Source organism: Geobacillus sp. Sah69, assembly GCF_001414205.1.
GTDB lineage: Bacteria > Bacillota > Bacilli > Bacillales > Anoxybacillaceae > Geobacillus > Geobacillus stearothermophilus.
The window spans coordinates 1-18,085 of the sequence record NZ_LLKS01000072.1; the positions used below are offsets into that span (position 1 = coordinate 1).

The 18,085-nt window shown below is 51.5% G+C and carries 15 protein-coding genes and 2 pseudogenes; 9 read left to right on the forward strand and 8 right to left on the reverse strand.

Annotated elements, in window-relative coordinates; genetic code table 11:
- Both AP057_RS15410 and AP057_RS15415 read left to right on the forward strand, forming a co-directional pair.
- Positions 1-415: transposase (locus AP057_RS15410; protein WP_152968904.1), on the forward strand; the 415-nt coding region annotated here is incomplete at its 5' end.
- A 429-nt stretch (positions 416-844) separates the two neighbouring features.
- Positions 845-1,891 (forward strand): P1 family peptidase, encoded by a 1,047-nt coding sequence (locus AP057_RS15415; protein WP_055359162.1) that lies wholly within the window; start codon positions 845-847, stop codon positions 1,889-1,891.
- 60 nt (positions 1,892-1,951) lie between these two features.
- On the opposite strand, the gene AP057_RS15420 is transcribed toward AP057_RS15415, so the two are convergent.
- The 3 genes from AP057_RS15420 to AP057_RS15430 all read right to left on the reverse strand — a co-directional run bounded on the left by AP057_RS15420 (position 1,952) and on the right by AP057_RS15430 (position 4,555).
- Complete coding sequence (locus AP057_RS15420) at positions 1,952-3,184, reverse strand: MFS transporter (RefSeq protein WP_055359147.1); 1,233 nt, start codon at positions 3,182-3,184, stop codon at positions 1,952-1,954.
- A 233-nt stretch (positions 3,185-3,417) separates the two neighbouring features.
- The gene (locus AP057_RS15425; RefSeq protein ID WP_055359148.1) at positions 3,418-4,071 is read right to left on the reverse strand and encodes a PspA/IM30 family protein; all 654 of its coding nucleotides are present in this window, start codon (positions 4,069-4,071) and stop codon (positions 3,418-3,420) included.
- Complete coding sequence (locus AP057_RS15430; protein ID WP_055359149.1) at positions 4,031-4,555, reverse strand: hypothetical protein; 525 nt, start codon at positions 4,553-4,555, stop codon at positions 4,031-4,033. The genes AP057_RS15425 and AP057_RS15430 overlap by 41 nt, the downstream gene beginning before the upstream one ends.
- A gap of 178 nt (positions 4,556-4,733) precedes the next feature.
- Here AP057_RS15430 and AP057_RS15435 point away from each other — a divergent pair, with 178 nt between their 5' ends.
- Entirely contained in the window at positions 4,734-5,081 is a 348-nt protein-coding gene (locus tag AP057_RS15435) for a hypothetical protein (RefSeq protein WP_049624124.1), read from the forward strand.
- Positions 5,082-5,278: 197 nt separating this feature from the next.
- Here the strand turns inward: AP057_RS15435 and AP057_RS15440 are convergent, their stop codons facing one another.
- The 4 genes from AP057_RS15440 to AP057_RS15455 all read right to left on the reverse strand — a co-directional run bounded on the left by AP057_RS15440 (position 5,279) and on the right by AP057_RS15455 (position 10,434).
- A complete protein-coding gene (locus tag AP057_RS15440) occupies positions 5,279-7,588 on the reverse strand; it encodes a YhgE/Pip domain-containing protein (RefSeq protein ID WP_055359150.1) in 2,310 nt (769 codons plus the stop codon).
- Between the two features lie 75 nt (positions 7,589-7,663).
- Positions 7,664-8,233, reverse strand: a complete 570-nt coding sequence (locus tag AP057_RS15445; RefSeq protein ID WP_055359151.1) for a TetR/AcrR family transcriptional regulator — start codon at positions 8,231-8,233, stop codon at positions 7,664-7,666.
- 175 nt (positions 8,234-8,408) lie between these two features.
- Complete coding sequence (locus AP057_RS15450; RefSeq protein ID WP_055359152.1) at positions 8,409-9,782, reverse strand: cell wall metabolism sensor histidine kinase WalK; 1,374 nt, start codon at positions 9,780-9,782, stop codon at positions 8,409-8,411.
- A complete protein-coding gene (locus AP057_RS15455; RefSeq protein WP_033016949.1) occupies positions 9,772-10,434 on the reverse strand; it encodes a response regulator transcription factor in 663 nt (220 codons plus the stop codon). The genes AP057_RS15450 and AP057_RS15455 overlap by 11 nt, the downstream gene beginning before the upstream one ends.
- Positions 10,435-10,598: 164 nt before the next feature.
- Between AP057_RS15455 and AP057_RS15460 the strand changes: the two are divergent.
- From AP057_RS15460 to AP057_RS18200, 3 genes and pseudogenes are all read left to right on the forward strand, one after another.
- Positions 10,599-11,036: pseudogene (locus AP057_RS15460) on the forward strand (PepSY-associated TM helix domain-containing protein); the annotation flags it as partial.
- A 189-nt stretch (positions 11,037-11,225) separates the two neighbouring features.
- Positions 11,226-12,431 carry a S1C family serine protease gene (locus AP057_RS15465; protein ID WP_055359153.1) on the forward strand — a complete coding sequence of 402 codons (1,206 nt, stop codon included), beginning with the start codon at positions 11,226-11,228 and terminating at the stop codon, positions 12,429-12,431.
- Between the two features lie 131 nt (positions 12,432-12,562).
- Complete coding sequence (locus AP057_RS18200; RefSeq protein ID WP_369813969.1) at positions 12,563-12,742, forward strand: zinc ribbon domain-containing protein; 180 nt, start codon at positions 12,563-12,565, stop codon at positions 12,740-12,742.
- 118 nt (positions 12,743-12,860) lie between these two features.
- Here the strand turns inward: AP057_RS18200 and AP057_RS15470 are convergent, their stop codons facing one another.
- Entirely contained in the window at positions 12,861-14,579 is a 1,719-nt protein-coding gene (locus AP057_RS15470) for a M56 family metallopeptidase (protein ID WP_050368150.1), read from the reverse strand.
- Positions 14,580-15,160: 581 nt separating this feature from the next.
- Between AP057_RS15470 and AP057_RS17620 the strand changes: the two genes are divergently transcribed.
- The 3 genes and pseudogenes from AP057_RS17620 to AP057_RS15480 all read left to right on the forward strand — a co-directional run bounded on the left by AP057_RS17620 (position 15,161) and on the right by AP057_RS15480 (position 18,070).
- Positions 15,161-15,733 carry an IS630 family transposase gene (locus AP057_RS17620; RefSeq protein WP_055359154.1) on the forward strand — a complete coding sequence of 191 codons (573 nt, stop codon included), beginning with the start codon at positions 15,161-15,163 and terminating at the stop codon, positions 15,731-15,733.
- A 680-nt stretch (positions 15,734-16,413) separates the two neighbouring features.
- Positions 16,414-16,598, forward strand: a pseudogene (locus AP057_RS16790) (transposase); the annotation flags it as partial.
- 83 nt (positions 16,599-16,681) lie between these two features.
- On the forward strand, positions 16,682-18,070 hold the full coding sequence (locus AP057_RS15480; protein WP_055359155.1) for a hypothetical protein: 1,389 nt from the start codon (positions 16,682-16,684) through the stop codon (positions 18,068-18,070).
- The last annotated feature ends 15 nt before the right edge of the window (positions 18,071-18,085 follow it).

Genomic DNA, 18,085 nt, shown 5'->3' on the forward strand with positions numbered 1-18,085 from the left:
CAAGCAAGCCGTCGAAGCCCATCACGGTGCACTTGCCGAAGAAGAAGCGAGACGGTGGGAACGAGTGTATGATCGCATCCTAGAAAGAGCACAACACCGATTAGAAACGATGACGCCTCTTCCGAAAAAAGCACTCGCTTTTGTTCGACGCCTTCAAAAACGAAAGGAAGAAGCGCTGCGTTTCTTACGTGAAGTACATGTTCCCTTTGATAACAACCAAGCCGAACGCGATCTTCGCATGGTCAAAGTCAAAGAGAACATTTCGGGTACGTTTCGCGAAGAAACATTCGCGCAGTCGTTTTGCATCGCAAGAAGCATCGTTTCCACACTGACGAAACACGAAAAAAACGTGTGGGATTCGTTATGTCTTCTGTTGGCAGGCGAAACGATCGATCGAGTTCTTTCCGCTACCTAGGGCATTTTCTATGACCGAAATGCCCTATTTGTGCTGGGCTTTTTTATACACTAGCACTGGGGTGAATAGTTACAAAAGGGGAAAAGCTTGATTTTATGCGCATTGTGTGGGTTTTTATCGTACCTATGAGGGATTAAAACTTATCCAACTCCCCGTCTTCTACACATATCTGAATCGCGTTTTCACCCGCGCAATTTGGTGATCTTTTCACCTCTTGTGCTGTCTTCGCTGGCAATGTGGAGATGACCCACCATCTTTCCTTGATCCTCGCCACGTGCAAAACTTCTTCTTCGTTCTGTTTTTCTCGCGGTAGCTTTGTTCGATGCGCTATACTTGGATAGAAGGAGCAACATTTGTTTGCTTCCGGATGGGCGTTTGTTTTTGCTTTTTCACGATGGGGGCAAGCAAAGGAAAGAAAGGGGAACGGTTATGCGCTGCAAGCTTCGCGATCTCGGTTTTTCCATCGGCACGCTTCCGACAGGGGAGCGCAATCAAGTCACCGATGTGCCTGGGGTGCGGGTCGGTCATGTGACGATTCGGGAAGATATGAATGAGCGGACAGTGATCCGCACTGGGGTGACGGCGGTGTTGCCGCATGGGGGCAACTGGTTTTTGGAGAAGGTGCCCGCGGCTTGTTTTGTTTTGAACGGTTTTGGGAAAACGGTCGGGTTGGTGCAGGTCGAGGAACTTGGGTTGATCGAGTCGCCGATTATGCTGACCAATACGTTCAGTGTCGGCGCTGTCTGGCAAGGGACGCTTGAGTATATGCTTGCGATGACGCCGGAGATCGGAGATACGACCGGGTCGGTCAACATTGTCGTCGGGGAATGCAATGACAGCTATTTGAATACGGCGCGGGCGCTTTCGGTGACGAAGGAGCATGCGAAAGAGGCGATTGCCGCGGCGCGGGTGGAGATGGAAGAAGGGGCGATCGGCGCGGGGACGGGTATGATGTGCTTCGGCTGGAAAGGGGGCGTTGGCAGCTCGTCGCGGGTCGTGAGTAGGGGATATACGGTCGGGGCGCTGGTCGTGAGCAATTTCGGCCGGCGTGAAGAGCTGCGGTTTACGCCGTATGTGCCGCCGTCGTTTGATGAACGGGATGTGCCGGCTGGTTCGATTATGATGATCGTCGCGACCGATGCGCCGCTTGATGCGCGGCAGTTAAAGCGGCTGGCGAAGCGGGCGGCGGTGGGGCTCGGGCGGACGGGAAGCTGCGTCCATCACGGGAGCGGCGACATTGTCATTGCGTTTTCCAATGCTTATACCATTCCCCATTTTTCGGATTCTGCTCTTCAACCGTTCCCTCCGCTCGTCCGTGATGACGCGCCGCTCATGAATGAGCTGTTCCAGGCGGCGATTGAGGCGACCGAGGAAGCGATTTGGAATTCGCTTACGATGGCCGAGACGACGACCGGGCGCAACGGGCGGGTGGGGGAGGCGATTCCGTATTCGCTGCTTCGACGGATGGGAGAATGATCGAAAACGGCCTGAAAGGGATTCCTCTCAGGTCGTTTATTTATGATCTTGGCCGCGCTGTCAGTGGCGGATGTGAAGGCGGTGCGCCCAGGCGGCGATTTTTTCTTTCATGTCTTCACGCCATGCGCGGTCGTGGGTGGTGGATCCGACCCAAGCCCCTGTGGCGATGAGGAGCAGCCCTGACAAGGCGAAAATGGCCGAAATGGATGCGAATCCTGCGATGGCTCCCGCTGCCGTCGGACCAGCGAGGTTGCCGAGAAAGCGGGAGCTGGCTGTGACGCCGAACACGCGGCCTTGGATGCGGCGCGGGCATTGCGCGTTGATCAGCGCTTGAAGGGCAGGCCATACCCCGCCGACGACAAGCCCTTGCAAGAAGCGCCAGACGTACAATTCATAAAGATGGTCCGTCCATACTTGCGGCAAGGCGAACAAGCCGGACAGCACAAGCAGTATCGGTAATGTTTTCTCCTGCCCGATCCGGTCGCCGAGTTTCCCTAAGTACGGTGCGCCGATGATCGTCGCGATGCCGGTGATCGACGAGGCGAGGCCGGATAGAAAGGCGAGATTGCGAGAATGGCCGACGAGCGACTGGACAAAAATCGTCATCATCGAGTTGACGCCAAGAACCGCAATTTGCACGAGAAACGTGGCGATAAATAAGACGATGAGCGGCCGGTGTCTGAATACTTCTTTGAAGCTGGCCTTGTTTTCTTTTGTCTGCGGCACGACGGGATCTTTTTCGAGCCAAAAAATGACCGGTAAGAGCGTCAGTAAAATGCAAAACCCGGTCACGAGAAACACCGGGCGGAAGCCGAACAGGTCGGATAAGGCGCCGCCGATGAGAGGTCCGATGATGTTGCCGGCGATGCTTCCCGTCTGCAGCGTCCCGAGCGCCTCGCCGCTATGGTCTCTCGGCACAACGCGCGCCAAGTATGAAAACGAGACAGTGATAAATCCAGAGAAAAAGCCGACAAGAAATCGGAGAGCAAGCAGCGCCATCGGTGAGGCGGCGAACGCCATGCATCCGGTGATCAAGCCCATGCCGATCCCCGCGCGGATGAGGTTGGCGCGCTGGCCGTACTTGTCGGCGAACATGCCCCAAATCGGCGCCATGATGGCCGCCGACAAAAACGTCGCCGAAAAGACAAGACCGGTCCAGACGCTCAACGAATGGTGCTCGGTGACGCCCATTTCCCACAACAGCAGTGACAAAAACGGAATGACCATCGTCATTCCCGCCGACACCATGAAATTGCACAGCCAAAGAACGCGGACGCTTCGTTTCCAGTTCAAGGCAGGTCATCTCCTGTATTCTTTCGTCTCTCTAATTAATTTTAGCACGATGGAAAAACAAAGGAAACTATTTTGCTTATCAATGGGGCAAGACCATGGCATCGGGCATCGTTCAGGCTTGTCGCGGGCTGCATGTGCTTTTGGCCGCCGCTTGTCCAAGGGTGCGAAACAAACGAATCCCCCTTGCCAACTCGGCAAGGGGGTGATCTATGTCAAAAGGGGGGAGGGGAAAATTAGGCGTTATGCGCTTGGGCGTCTTTCCATTTCGCCAGTTCACGTTCGACTTCTTCATCAAATGGCACAGGGGACAACACGGCGTTCGTTCCGAATCGGGCGGCTGCCGCTTCGGCTTCTAAGGCGATGACGCGCTCTTCTATGCGGACAAAGCCGCGCAGCGCCTCGTCGGCGGAAAAGGAGGCGAGCGCCGAGTCGATTTGCTTCAACGCTTGCGCGGCGTTAACGCGGGTAGCGAGCTCCAGCTGCTTAGCTGCGAGCTCGTCGTACCGCTCGCGCAGTTGGTTTAGACGGTTGGCGACTTCGGCTGTTTTCGCTTTGATGGCGTCGTATTGTTGTTTGTACGCCTCCAGTTTTTTCTCATACAACAGCTTGTCTCGCAAGGCGAGTTTGGCGACGGCTTCTTCGTTGCGCTCGAGCGCCAGTTTCGCTTGGCGGCTCCGTTTTTCAATCGTCGCCTCCGCTTGGGCGATGAGCGTCTCATAGCGCCGCTCGGCGACCCATTGCTGGGCGAGCGCCTGGCGCCCTCGTTCGAGCTGTTCTTCAAGTTCGCGCAAATATTGTTTCGTCATGGCGACAGGGTCTTCCCAGCGGTCGATTTGTTCGTTCACTTCAGCGAGAACGATCGTCTTCATTCGGCGAAAAATGCCCATTTGTTTGTGCCTCCTTTTGAATCGTTTTTTCCCATTCATCAAGCCAATCGGCGGAAACGGATGGCGCCGCTGGCATCAACACCTCAACAGCAGATGGTTTGCGCGCTTGGCGACGTCCCAAGGCGTACACCGCGGCCAGTGCAAGCAAAAGCAACACCCATTTCGGCAGCAACGCCGCAATTCCGAGTGTGACGAGCACCCAGCCGATCCAGCGCTTCGACCGCGCCGCGGCGAGCCATGCGGCCCCGGCGGCGGCAAGCAAAAGAGGGATGAGCCACTTTAGGAACAACATCGGCATCATCCAGCCTCCACGCTGCTCCATGATGAACTCCCGATGGGGATGACCGAATCCGCCCGGCATGCCGTCAAACGGAGCGCCCGGCCGCCCGTGCGCCATCACTTCATGCGGAGCGAGAATGTGAAACAGGCTGACCCCTGCAAGGGCAACAAGGGCGAGCAGAAAAACTGCCCGAGCTTTCTTCAATCTCGTCACCTCCTTTTGTGTGGTGGACTGGCTTACGGTTTGTATTGTAGAAGGGGAAGGAGAAAATTAGGTGAAAAGCGAATGTTTTTTGAAGGGGTTTTGAGCATATCATCCATTAGGGGGAGCTGCGAGATGAACGGTGATGTTCGCATGACATGACGGGGGAGGAAGGAAAGACGTGGTTCGGTCGTATGGGGTTGATGTGGGCGGCGCTTTGTTGGTGTTGTGGTTTTCCTTTTTGTTTCCGACGTTTTATGTTGGATATTATGCGTACGGCTCGTTTTTGGGGGTTGCCATCGGTTCGTTGATCGTCGGCCTGGCGAGAATTCGATGGCATCCGCAGGCGCGGTTCGGCGGTACTCTGATCGGTTCGTTCCTCATCATCGCGGTGTCTGTCCTCATCATCCGCCTGTTTCCCATCGAAATCCGAGATGTCGGAGACTTGGTTATGCAGTATATCAACGCGGTTGTGAATGCGTTGATATATTTGGCATTCTCCACGCCCTCCACCTGTTGCATCGCCTGAAGCAGGGCGACGTTCCGTTTGCGAAAAAACGCTGAAGCGGCTCATAACGCCTGTCTCACCGTTCAAGAATTATTAGTTGAAATGTGAGGAAGAACATGAAAAACTGTTCTCCATCATTGTCCCTTGCATCAGAGAGAAATCATGAAAGAATGATAACGATGGCAAGGGTCGATAGAAAAAAACAAGCTTCTGAAGCATTACGCTTCAGAAGCTTGTTCGATGACTGTTGCAAATTGGCGGCGATGTTGGATAGTCAAATAAACGAGTGTTCCCATCATCATGGAAACAACAAATAGTAGCAGCTTGCCGATGTTTTCCCACATAAACGAGAAATCACCGCTTGAGATGACCGCTTTCAATCCGAAAACCGAATACGTCATCGGAAGCCATGCGTTAAAGTGTTGCAACGAGTGTGGAATCAGTTCGAGCGGGAATGTTCCCGCGCTTGTTGTCAATTGCAAAATCAGCACGAAAATCGCGATAAATCTTCCTGGATCGCCGAACACGGTAACAAGAAATTGAATGACAGATAAAAATGTGATGCTAGTGACAATGCTAAACACGATAAAGAGCGGGACGCTTTTTACGTGTAAATCGAGTCCAACCAGCAACACGACATCCGCCAGCAGTGCTTGCAAAATCCCAACGCCGAGCAAGACGCCGAATTTAGCCAAAAACCAATGCAATGGCGAACGTGGAACCCCTGCTGGTTCGCGAAGCGGAAAGACGATGGAAAGCAACAGCGCACCCACAAACAATCCGAGTGACAAGAAGTACGGCGTAAACCCTGTTCCGTAGTTCGGCACTTTATTGATTTCTTCCTTGTGGAGATTCACTGGTTGGGCAAACATGTCGTAGACAGCCTCATTGGCCTTGACATCGCTTGCTTGTTCGGCTCCTTCTTTCAACTTATTTGCCAATTCTTTTGAGCCGTCTGTCAGTTGGTTGACACCATCTTGCAAATGTTTTGTCCCGTTCGTTAATTTCTTCGTTCCATCCGCTACTTGTTGTGAACCGTTTGCCAACCGACGCGTGCCATTTTGAAGCTGATCTGCTCCTTGAGCCAATGTTTGCAGGCCTGAAGAAAGTGTTCCACTGCCATGGGCAAGCTGGCTTGCTCCTTGTGCAGCTTCTTGCATTTTTTCATACATTGTGTTCATGCCGCTGACGAGTTGTTCTTGGCCATTCGCCAGTGCGTCTGCGCCATTGACAAGTTGTTGTTGACCGGCAAGCAGTTTGTCGACTCCGCGATCGAGAGCGATATGCCCTTCGTGCAGCCGTCGGGCTCCTTCGTGCAAAGAAGAGGCTCCAGAGTGCAACAATTGGGCGCTGCTATTTAACTGTGCAATGCCGTTTTCGACTTGTTTGCTTCCGAATGATAATTCCCCAACATTTTCCTTTAGCTTCTTATACACCGCCTTTTGTGTCGGATCGGGGGTTTGAGCAATGAGTGCATCAAGCTGCGCCGCTAACTGTTCAAGCCCGCCTGTTACTTGGGTCGCCCCTGTTTGAACCCGAGCCGCCCCTTGTTGCCATTGCGCAAGCGACGATGCTAGCTTTTCGGCTCCCCCGCTTAATTGTTCCGAACCCTGCAAAAGCTGCGGAATGCGGGCGTCGAGCGCTTGCATTCCCTCATATACGCGTCTTGTCCCTGAAGCAAGATTCGCTGTTCCTTGTTGAGCCTGCTTGGCTCCGGAGAGGAGTTTCTCTTGCCCAGCGGTCATTTGTTTCATCCCGTTGTAAAGCGTTTCGATTCCGGTTTGAACTTGCAATGAGCCACTGGCAGCTTGGTGCAGTCCGTCAGTAAAGCTCACGGATTTTTCCGCGAGTGTCGCTAAATGGTGATATAACGTTTCACTTCCGTCTTGTGCTTTTTTCATGCCATCATACAGTCGGTTTGTTCCGTTTTGTGCTTGGCTGAGTCCGTCATGCAGTCGTGCGGCTCCGTCGCTCGCTTTTGTCAATCCGTCAGCGACGGTTTGAATCGTATCAAACATGCTTTCGGCATATGTTTCTGTTATGGCGTTCGCTACTTCGTTTTTTATTTTTTCAACTGCAGTTTGACCGATTTGTGCCGATAGAAAGTTAAATCCCTCATTCGGTTTGTAAATGAGCTCCAGTTTTTTCGGATGATCGTCTTGCAGCGTTGTCGCATTCCGGGAAAAATCGTCAGGGATTTGAATGAGCATATAATATTTTTGTTCTTTTAACCCTTTTTCCCCTTCATGTTCGGTTACAAAATGCCAGTCAAACTGTTTTTTCTCTTTTAACTTCTCGACGAGATCTTTTCCAAGATGAATCTCCTTTCCGTCGAGCATTGCCCCTTTGTCTTGGTTGACTACAGCGACGGGAAGTTCATCCAAATGATTGTATGGATCCCAAAATGCCCATAGAAACATGCCGCTGTATAGAAGAGGGATGAATAATACAGCTATGACAGGAATCAGTACTTTGCGGTTGGTCAGAATGGCCTTCCATTCTTTCAACCATAATTGAAATGCGTGCATGCCCGAACCTCCTTTGTTTATAATTATGACTGGTTCGTCCATTTAGTCATTTTTAGCCCAAAAAGTGAAGGATTATCATGGAGACAATCCTTTCAGCAAATACAGATCAAACAGTTCGGCAATGGTTTGTTGAGACAATGGTTCGTGATCTTTTTCCCATTCAATGCTTAGTGCGATGTACATTTTAAACATGAAAAATGCCGTCAACTCAGGATCGCAAGGGCGAATTTCCCCTTTTGCCATCGCTTCTTCAATTTTTTCGCGAATATAGGCAATCATTTCGCGATCAAGGCGTTTCATCACCTCTCGTACAGCTGCGGTGCCAATATCGCGAACTTCCTGCAAAAGTTTGATGGTTAATTCATGTTCCTGGCGGAACGTAAAAATACGTTGCAAGGCGCGTTGGACGTTTTCGCTGAACGGCAAACGATCATCCATAGCCGCATCCGCTTCATGCTTAATTTCGGATATAACAGAGGAAACGATATGATCAAGCAGCTCTTCTTTGCTTTTGAAAAATGTATAAATCGTTCCTTTCCCGACATTAGCCATCTTCGCTACTTGATCCATTGTCGTTGCTTTGTAGCCGAACAGCGAAAATGATTTGGTGGCGGCATCAATAATTTGTTGTTTTTTATCCGACATGGGCATTCATCCTTTGTTTTGACTAAATGGACGATTTGGTCATTACGTTTTAAATCATAACATGAATACGTTCGATTCGCAACAGCAATAAAGTATTTATGTTTCGTTTTTCTCACTCGACGGCGCGTTCTGTTGGGGGAAGGAAGCCTTGGCCTTGCTGTTTTGTCCCCCGGATTTAGCAAGGAAGACGAACAAGAAATTCGGTTCCTTCCCCGATTTGACTATGGACGTGGATCGCGCCGCCGTGGGCGTCGACGATCCATTTGGCGATCGACAGCCCGAGGCCGTGGCCGCCTTGTTGGCGCGAGCGCGCTTTGTCGACGCGGTAAAAGCGGTCGAAAATGCGGCCGATGTCTTCCGGCGGGATGCCGATGCCGGTGTCTTTGACGGAAAGGAACATGTGCTTTGGCTCGGTGCGGATCGACAGCGTCACCTCGCCGCCTTCGGGGGTGTATTTGATCGCGTTGTCGAGCAAAATGTACAATAGCTGCGTCAATTTGTCCGGGTCAGCGGTGACGAGCGCTTGCTCGGGAGCGTGAAAATGCATTGTAATCTGTTTTTTCGCCGCCAGTTCCGACATGAGCTGGAACGTGCGCTCGGCGTGCGGGCGGAAATCGAACGTTTGTTTTGAAAGCTCCAGCGCGGCGTGTTTCGCATCCGCGCGGGCGAGCGTCAACAAGTCGTTCATCAGTTTCGTGATTCGCTTCAATTCGTCACGCAGGCGGTCGAGCAGGCGGTGGGCAAAGTCGTTTTTCATCACATCCTCCTCAAGCGCAAGCGCCTCGACGGACGAGAAGACGACGCTGAGCGGCGTCCGCAGCTCATGAGAGGCGTCGGCGACGAACTGGCGCTGCCGCTCGTACGCTTCTTCAATCGGTGCGAGCGCGCGCTTGGACATAAAGAAGCTGAGCGCCACGCCGACGGCAAGAAACAGCACCGATAAGCCGATGAGCACAATGAGCAGCCAATGGAACACGCCGAAAAACGACGTGACGTCCATGCCGATATACAGCATGCCCACGAAATCGCCGTGGATGACGAGCGGACGGGCGGCGGCGAGCACACGCCAGTCGCGGGCCGCTTCGCGCGCGAGGCCGGGCATATGCTCGGGCAGCGACACGGTCACATATACAGGGGTGCGCTCGCCTGTGTCCATACGGGACAAGACGTTCAAAAAATACGGGCGCAGGCGCGGATGAATTTCATCCCCAGCAAGCAGATCGCCGTTTGGGCCGATTACGTAAAAGAAAAGTTGATCTTCACTAAGCAGGACGACGCTTTCGTCATGAAACAAGTCAAAATCGCTCTGCTTCAGTAAAAACTGCTCGATCGTATTCGCCTCTTGCTCGGCGAGGCGGCTGATGCGCCGCTCTTGGTCAGAAGTGGCGATCCAGTAAAACAAGGCCGCGGCGATCATGACAAACAAGGCGAGAAACAACGTGAAAATGCCGCTGTAGAGCGCTGTCAGCCGCCAATGGGCGCGGCGGAACAAGTCGGCGCTTCCTAGGCGGCGCAGCCAGCCGCGCCATTCCCTCCAGTTATTTTTCAATTTTATACCCCACTCCTCGAACGGTTTGGATGACATCGTCTTTCAACTTTTTGCGCAATAGCTTGATTGTCGCGTCGATCGTTTTCATTGACACATCGGCATCCCACCCCCAAACGCGGTCCAATATCGTTTCGCGCGGCACGACTTGCCCTTGGTTTTGCACGAGCAAATCGAGAAGCTGAAACTCGCGTGGAGTGAGGAAAATCTCTTCATCGCCGCGATGGAGCGTATGGCTTGTCCGGTTTAAGGTGAAGCCGTGAAACGCCACTTTTTCCTCTTGGAGCGGGACGAACGTCCGCCGTGCGAGCGCCTTGAGCCGCGCGACGAGCTCGTCGATTTCAAACGGTTTGACCAAGTAATCGTCCGCTCCCGCCTCAAGCCCGGTGACGCGGTCGTGGACGGCGTCTTTCGCCGTCAGCATCAAAATCGCGCCTGTGTAGCCGTTTTGCCTCAACCGTCGACAAATGTCCACCCCATCGCCGTTTGGAAGCATCCAATCGAGCACGACGACATCGTAAAACTCGGCGAGCGCGTAGTCGTACGCATCTTCTCCTTCCTGCACCCAATCGATATGGTCGATGCCTTTCTTTTTCAATAAGTGAACGATCAGCTCCCCTAGGTGAAGATCGTCCTCGGCCAGCAAAATTTTCATCGCCATTCCTCCCGTTCTGTCTCTCTTCTTAATCATATCAAATCGTTCGTGAAAAAAACGGTGAAAACGCAGCCCATTCGCCGCGCAGAAGGCTGTTCTCTCAAAAAGAATTTTCACCATTTTTTCACCTTCCTTGGCTATCATGATGGACGAAGAGGAAAAGGAGGCAAACGGCGATGAGGAAAATGAGGAATTTGCATCTTTGGATTGGGCTGATCAGTTCGATCTTTTTGCTTGTTGAGGCGGTGACGGGGCTCCTTCTATCCGAGCCGTGGCTGATCGGTCAGGCGGAGCGCGGCGAGATGCACCGCGCCGCGCAGGAAAGAATGAACGCGTTCGGGGCGGGGCAGACGTCGGGAGCGGGGGCATCTACGGCCCCGATGGCACCGCGCGCCGAGGGAGGCGGATCGTCGCTCATGATGTTCGTCCGCCAGCTGCACGAAGGGAGAATCGGTTCGCTTGACATCCGCTGGGCGGTTGATGTCGCGGCGGTGGCGATGATCATTTTGACCGCGACGGGGATTTTCCTGTCGATCCGCACGCTCGCAGCCGGCCGGAGGCGGAAGCAGAAGCGGATGACGCCAGCGCCGGAGACGACATAACGTACGCAGGAAGGGATGAAACGATGCATCAGAACAACCGAAAGAAACAGCGACGCTGGTCTTCTCTTTATGCAAGGCCGATCGATGTCGGTGGCATCGTCGTATGTCGCCCGCCATTTCACTGCTTGGCGGCCATTCGCTCGAAGATGCTGCATATTCCATCATGGATCATGAAGGAGGAGAGGACAAATGGACATGATGCCATTTGAACCAACCCCAACGCCAGAACCGAAACGCCGCGGCCGCTTCGTATCGTGGCTCGCCGCTTCCGTCGCAGGGGCGGTGATTGGGAGCGCGGCGACGTGGTATGTGGCGCCGAAATGGATGCATGAAGAAACGAATTCCCAAACGGAAACAGCGGAAACGACCGCAAAAAGCGAGGCGCTGCCGCTGCAGCCGACGGCGAACGTCAACACGAACATGATCGCTGCCATTAATAAAGTGGCCGATGCGGTCGTCGGCGTCGTCAACATTCAGAAGCAAGTGGACTTTTTCTCTGAACAAGCGCAAGATACGGAAGCGGGGACGGGGTCGGGCGTCATCTTTAAAAAAGACGGCAATGCGGCCTACATTGTGACGAACAACCATGTCGTTGAAGGGGCAAACAAAGTCGAAGTGGCGCTTCCGAACGGCAAAAAAGTGAAAGCCGACATCGTCGGCGCGGATGCACTCACCGACCTCGCCGTCTTGAAAATCCCTGCTGAAGGGGTGACGAAAGTGGCGAGCTTCGGCGACTCGTCGAAGGTGAAAATCGGCGAGCCTGTCGCGGCAATCGGCAACCCGCTCGGCCTTGATTTGTCGCGGACGGTGACGGAAGGGATCGTCAGCGGCAAGCGGACGATGCCTGTTTCGACCTCAGCGGGCGATTGGGAAATCGACGTCATCCAAACGGACGCCGCGATCAACCCGGGCAACAGCGGTGGGGCGCTCATCAACAGCGCGGGGCAAGTGATCGGCATCAACAGCATGAAAATCGCCGAAACGGGCGTCGAAGGGCTCGGCTTTGCGATCCCGAGCGAAAATGTCAAACCGATCGTCGAACAGCTGATGAAAGATGGGAAAATCAAACGCCCGTACCTTGGCGTCCAGCTTGTCGATGTGGCGGATTTGTCCGATGACGTCCGCACGAATGAATTGAAATTGCCGTCGAACATCACAAGCGGGGCGGCCGTCACGTCCGTCGAACCGTTCTCCCCAGCCGCCGAGGCCGGATTGAAATCGAAAGACGTCATCACGGCGATCAACGGGGAGAAAATCGACAGCGTCAGCGCGTTGCGCAAATATTTGTATACGAAAACAGCGGTGGGCGATCGCATCAAACTGACGATCTATCGCGATGGGTTTGAGACGACCGTATCCGTCACCTTAAAAGCGAGAGACAGCAGCCAATCGTAAGAAACAGCGCCTCTTTTCAGCCGAAGCGGCTGGAAAGAGGCGATTTTCATTTTCGTGTGGAGCGCTTGCTCATGATGCTGGAGTATAAAGCGAAATGAGACGGCTGTACGTTGATCCGTGTCGTCAACACTTTGTATCGAGTCTGCTCATATTGCGAGAGCTGGCATGACGACGCGCAGCCGCTGCATGTCCGAGAGTGGGTGCGCCCGCAATGCAGGGCGCACCATGACCCGGATCATAACGCCGCTCGGAATGATGTTGAAGGAAGGGCTTCGTTTGCTGTTGTCACAAGGACCGAATTCCTTGGCTAGAATAGGCGTGCCTACTACGAGCCACAAGGACCGTTCGTGCCTCATATGTACAACAGCGAAGTCTCACGAAGGGATCTCAGTTGTCCATGGAGATGAGCAAGTTTGCTCACCTACGGTTTCAATTGGGCAACGACTCTCGGAAGCGGCTGCACCACCATAATTTGATTTTCCTGATGCTCCATTCGGTTTCTGTTGTTTGAAGCGCATGAACACGCCAATACATGGGCGGATGGGGCATAAACTGGAATTCCAAAAATCTAAAAAACCAAGAATCTCTTTCTAAGGAAGAGATTTTTTTGTCCTTTTTATTTGCTTCTTGCTCGTTTTTAAAATCAATGTGGTATCCTACAGACTTTTCCAATGCTCGATCTTGATATTCACACAGGATCGTCAAACTGTTAGCCATTTGAGCATTCCCACCGTCCAACAGCGTTGCTCCTAAATGATCTGCCCGGACTTCCATCCACTGTGTGAATAGAGATTGGAAAGCAGGAAGCAGAAAAATCAAGAGCCATAGGCCGAGAAAAACAAAGATTTGATTATGTTCTAGCCAATTTGGAAAGGCTTCATGGATAAGGAAAACACCAGCAAAAACTAACCCGATCAACGCAAATCGCAATAACTGTCCTATCAAGACATCTCGCTTTTTCACATGAATCGCCTCATGAGCCAAAATGCCTTCAATGGCTTCATGGGGAAGTTTCAGCGTTTCTGAAGTTAACGCTACCAATGATCGACCAATATTCGCACCTATCGCAAAACCGTTATATTCGGCCGATTCCGTAACATAAATATCAACATGAGAAAGGCCGGCACGTGAAAAGACTTTCTCGATGATGGGCAGCAAATCGGGATCGTCTATTTTCCTCATATCTAAAGCGATTTTCAATACGCGATCCGAAATCCATAGATTGAATATCCAAAATAGTATAATAACAGCGGTTGTTGCGATCGGCCCGATCCCCAGCAAAGTAAACAGTGTGAGAAGGGCTGCATAAGCTCCCACCCCTTTCACCGTTGCTGCAAAATACCATTTTCCTAAAAGTCGTTTCCAATTTTTCGGATGATAAAAAGGCTTTACTTCGAACTCTTCCATTTTATGTATTTCTCCTTTAAGGAGAAAATCCATCGATTCTAATGGATCAGGGGTGAGATAAACTTTTTCACCGGAAAAAGATAACTTCCACGTTTTCCCCATGCTGGTCGTATAGTCGATATTAGGAGAGAACAAAGAAAAAAGCTGGAATAGTTGCAACACATCCGGCCTTGTCTGAACGCTTACTTCTGAAAGTTCCTTCAATGGATATTTTTTGGTTTCAAACAAAGATACAGCATATAATGCTTCTTCGTGTTCTGCGTAAAAAAGGCGGAGAGAGCGAAGCAGTCCCACTCTTTTTGTCAGCCCAACAAAAAGAGAGATGAAGCTATATAAAAGGATGAACGTAATCGCGGAATTCGGCCCGAAAAGGAAATAAAGAACAGCAATGACGATGAAAAATCCGGAAAATAACAAATCCGCTAATAGGCGCTCTTTATTTTTAGACAAGACTATTTCTCTCGCACCTTGTTCTTTTAGTTGATCGATGATCTCTTTCAATTGGGTTTTGCTTCTTTCCGGTACCGGAGAGCTAAAAAAGCTAAATCCAAATATAAAAAAAATGGGCACCGTTTTTATAAACCCTTGATCTAAGAACACATAGACGATCCATCCGATTCCGAGTATCGCAGTGAGGATATGTACATATAAAGAAGGACACCATTTTTTAAAAAAGTATGCCAAGAAACCGAGAAAAAAGCCGACTGCAGCAGTCCAAATCGATATAGTCACATCTGGCATCTGTTGCTCCCCCTGTCTAGTTGAAAAAGTGCAAGAAAACCCCTAGTCATTATTTATCACTTATCACTTAAGTAAATCCACTAACACCCATTGGTAACGAAATTCGTCCATTCTACATGTAGGTGGTTGACAATGGCATGTTGTTGAACGTTCATGAACGTTTTTCTCCAATATTGGTTCTTTTTTCAATTGACATTATAGCAGGGACAGGTTCGTTTTGTATATCTTTTTCTTTTTTCACTCCACTGCGCTTGTTGGGGAACATGAATATGACCTACAATATTTTCCTCACATGTAACGGATAACGATCATTCATGTAGGAGAGGAACCGTATGATTAAGAGACCCGTTTTTGTATGACTCATGTTGTTGTCTTCCGCATGATTCGTGATTTACGCTTACGAAAGCGAGCGGTCAGTGTCCTGGTATGTTCGTTGCATGAATGGATCAGCAGATTGTTGCTGATGTTTTGACCATTCATTGTATATACATGCTCATTGAAAAGTTAACCTTCGCATAAGCGGTGCCCACTCCGGTTATACTGTCCCTAAGGAAAAGTATGGAAAAGGAGCGGAATTCTGCATGAAACGTCTCAAAATCACCAACGATCACGGATGGACACCTCGGACACTTCGCAAACAGGAATGGAAAATCAAAAACACCCTTCTTCGCCAACGGGTGATGGCCGTTCGCCTCGTCATGGAAGGCTATTCGGGCAAAGAAGCGGCCTCCATGGTCAACGTGTGCCGACAAACCGTTTCCCATTATGTGTCGCTGTTCAACGAAGGCGGCCTTGAACTCCTGCTTCATCGGGATTTCGCCCCCGGGCGAGAGCCGTTTCTCACCGAAGAACAGCAGGAAAAGATCAAACAGCTTGTGTTGACCACCACTCCCGCCGAACTGGGCTGGGACGTCGCCTCGGCGTGGAACACCAAACTCCTGCAATCCTATGTCGAAAAGCAATTCGGTGTTTCCATTTCCCGCGAAGCGCTGCGAAAACTCCTGCACCGCAAAGGGCTGTCGTGGACACGACCGACGTACACACTGGCGAAAGGGAACCCGGATGAGCAAAAGCAATTGGAAAAGCAAATGGATCTGATCAAAAAACTTGATCACCAAGGACACAGAAGATGCCGTTCTTCTGTACATCGATGAAACCCATATCCGCTCTTACCATGTCTTGCGGTCCACATGGTCAGAAGTCGGCCGCCAAAAACAAGTGCCGACGTTCGGCCATCATGCCCACGTATCGCGGTTTGGCGCGGTCAACATCCACGATGGCGAAACGGTGCTTCATCAAACGACTGCCGCGCCAATGCCGCGACGTTCTTGAATTTCTTGAGAATGCTCAAAGAGCGCTATCCAGACCGTCTCATCGTCTTGGTGTTGGATCACGCCCGCATTCAGCTTGTGGAAATGGCTGAAAGACACCGTGATCGCCAATGTGTTTCACAAACATCGAAACGATATCGTCCAGGCCATTGCTCGGTTTGCGGACGACATCCACGAACGTCCGCAGGAAGTGCTGCAACGCTTAGGGTGTGCAGGATGACTGAGAAGTTAACTCTTCATGTTGCATGTATATAGACTCCCATGACAAAAAAATTTCGTCACCATCGGAAGGATGAAAACAACCTTCTGTCGAATGGTCTCCTTGCAGCTGGGGTCATGAGGTCGTTGTATCTATGGTACGTAAAAGTCCGATATATAGACGGACCCCAGTAGTCTGGTGCACTACGGAATGTCGCTCCCTTGAGGGAAGCACGCAGGATAGAATGCTTGAACAAAGGCTACTGCACCAGCTGTTTTTGAGAACGAAGCAGGGAGGGAGACCGATGCGCGTCTTGTATGAACGCTGTTGCGGATTGGACGTGCATAAGCAATCGATTACGGCTTGCGCCCTTACCCCTGAAGGAAAAGAGATTCGCACGTTTGGTACGCTGACCGACGATCTCGAGGAGTTGGTGGATTGGCTGAAAGAAAAAAGGTGACGCACGTTGCCATGGAGTCGACGGGCGTATAGGGGAAAATCTTTCTGCAAGGAAGGAAACGTTCTCGATTTCATAGAATATTACAACCACCATGGATGGAAGGGGATTCAACATGGGCCCAAGTGCACCGCTATGGATGTCAATGTTGTACTACCTCATGTGCACCGCGACGTTGCTCGCCGGTGTGGTGATGCTGGTGAAAGGAACGGTTCGCCGCTTGTATTCGCTCGCTGCGGTGCTTGCGGTGCCGCTCTTTTTTCTGAACAATTTTCACACGATCGCCAGGGTCGGCGTCGATCCGTTCGCCTACTGGCAGCAATCCCTTATCGAAGGGCAATGGTGGGCGTGGCTGTCGCTTGCGTTGTTTCTTTACATCGTCTGGTATTGGGGATGGCTTGTCCAACGCATAGGAGGCCAAAAGGAAGGACGGTCCTGGTGGAAGCGGCAGAGATGGATATGGGTTGTGCTGGCGGCAGTTGCGCCTGTCATTGTGTATGGGGTGCAGAGTTTGGATGATTCCGTCGTCTCCTCAGTGAGGACGTATGAGCCGTCTGAGAGCCGCTCGGCGAACGAACCGCTTGGACGCATCTTCTTTTTGTATTCTCACCCGTTTGCGCGAGATTCGTATATCGTGGAGGCGGATGGACTGCACGTGCGCAACGTGGTGACGCTAGAAGCTGCTGGGGTGTCCCAGCTTTCGCGTGGTTCATCAACGAAGGAACTGTTGTTGTGGTCAGATTATACGGGACGGCATGTCTATCGACTGAATCGAGACACATGGACATTGGTCGATCAAGAAGCGGTCTCCAGCCCTCTTTCGTTTGCCTCGATGGAGGGGGAGTGGGAGATTCGTTCGCTGAACCAAGATGTAAAAACCAATAAACTAGAAGTAAGAAAAGAGGGAAAATTGTTATTTTCTAAACGATTCCCTCCCTACGTTCTTCAAGTTTTGCACGTAGCGCCGTATTTCTATGTGTTCGCCGATGTGATTGAAAAGGAACAAGGCGTATTGTATGTGATCGATCAACGCGGTGAGGTCGTGAAAGAAATTTCGTTGCCTACGTCCTTCGCGCGCTCCATGGCGGTCTTTCACGGCCGCCTTGTCATCGCCACGAAACCTCGCCTCACCATCGTGGATCCGCATTCATGGCGAGTGGCCTATTGGGGCATGGGGCAAGAAGAGACGCAGTTCGATCAGCTTTACGTGAAGGGAGACACGCTGTGGGTGAGCTATGTCCAGAGGGGAAAGTCAGGATGGCTTGCGCTGAACGATCAGTTTAAGGTGATGGAGAAGCATGAGCTGCCGTCGGTATACTGGGAAGCGCGGTTTTACGGCGACTATGTGTATGCATTATTTGAGCCGCAGGAAGGGAACAAGGCGGACAATGCAGGAGAAATGAACATTTTCCATCTTCGTACAGGCCAACTTGCCGCCAAGTTTACCGCGCCGAAGCAAAAGCACAACTTGCAGACATTTCAGGTGATGGATGAAATACAATAGGAGTAGGGGATAACG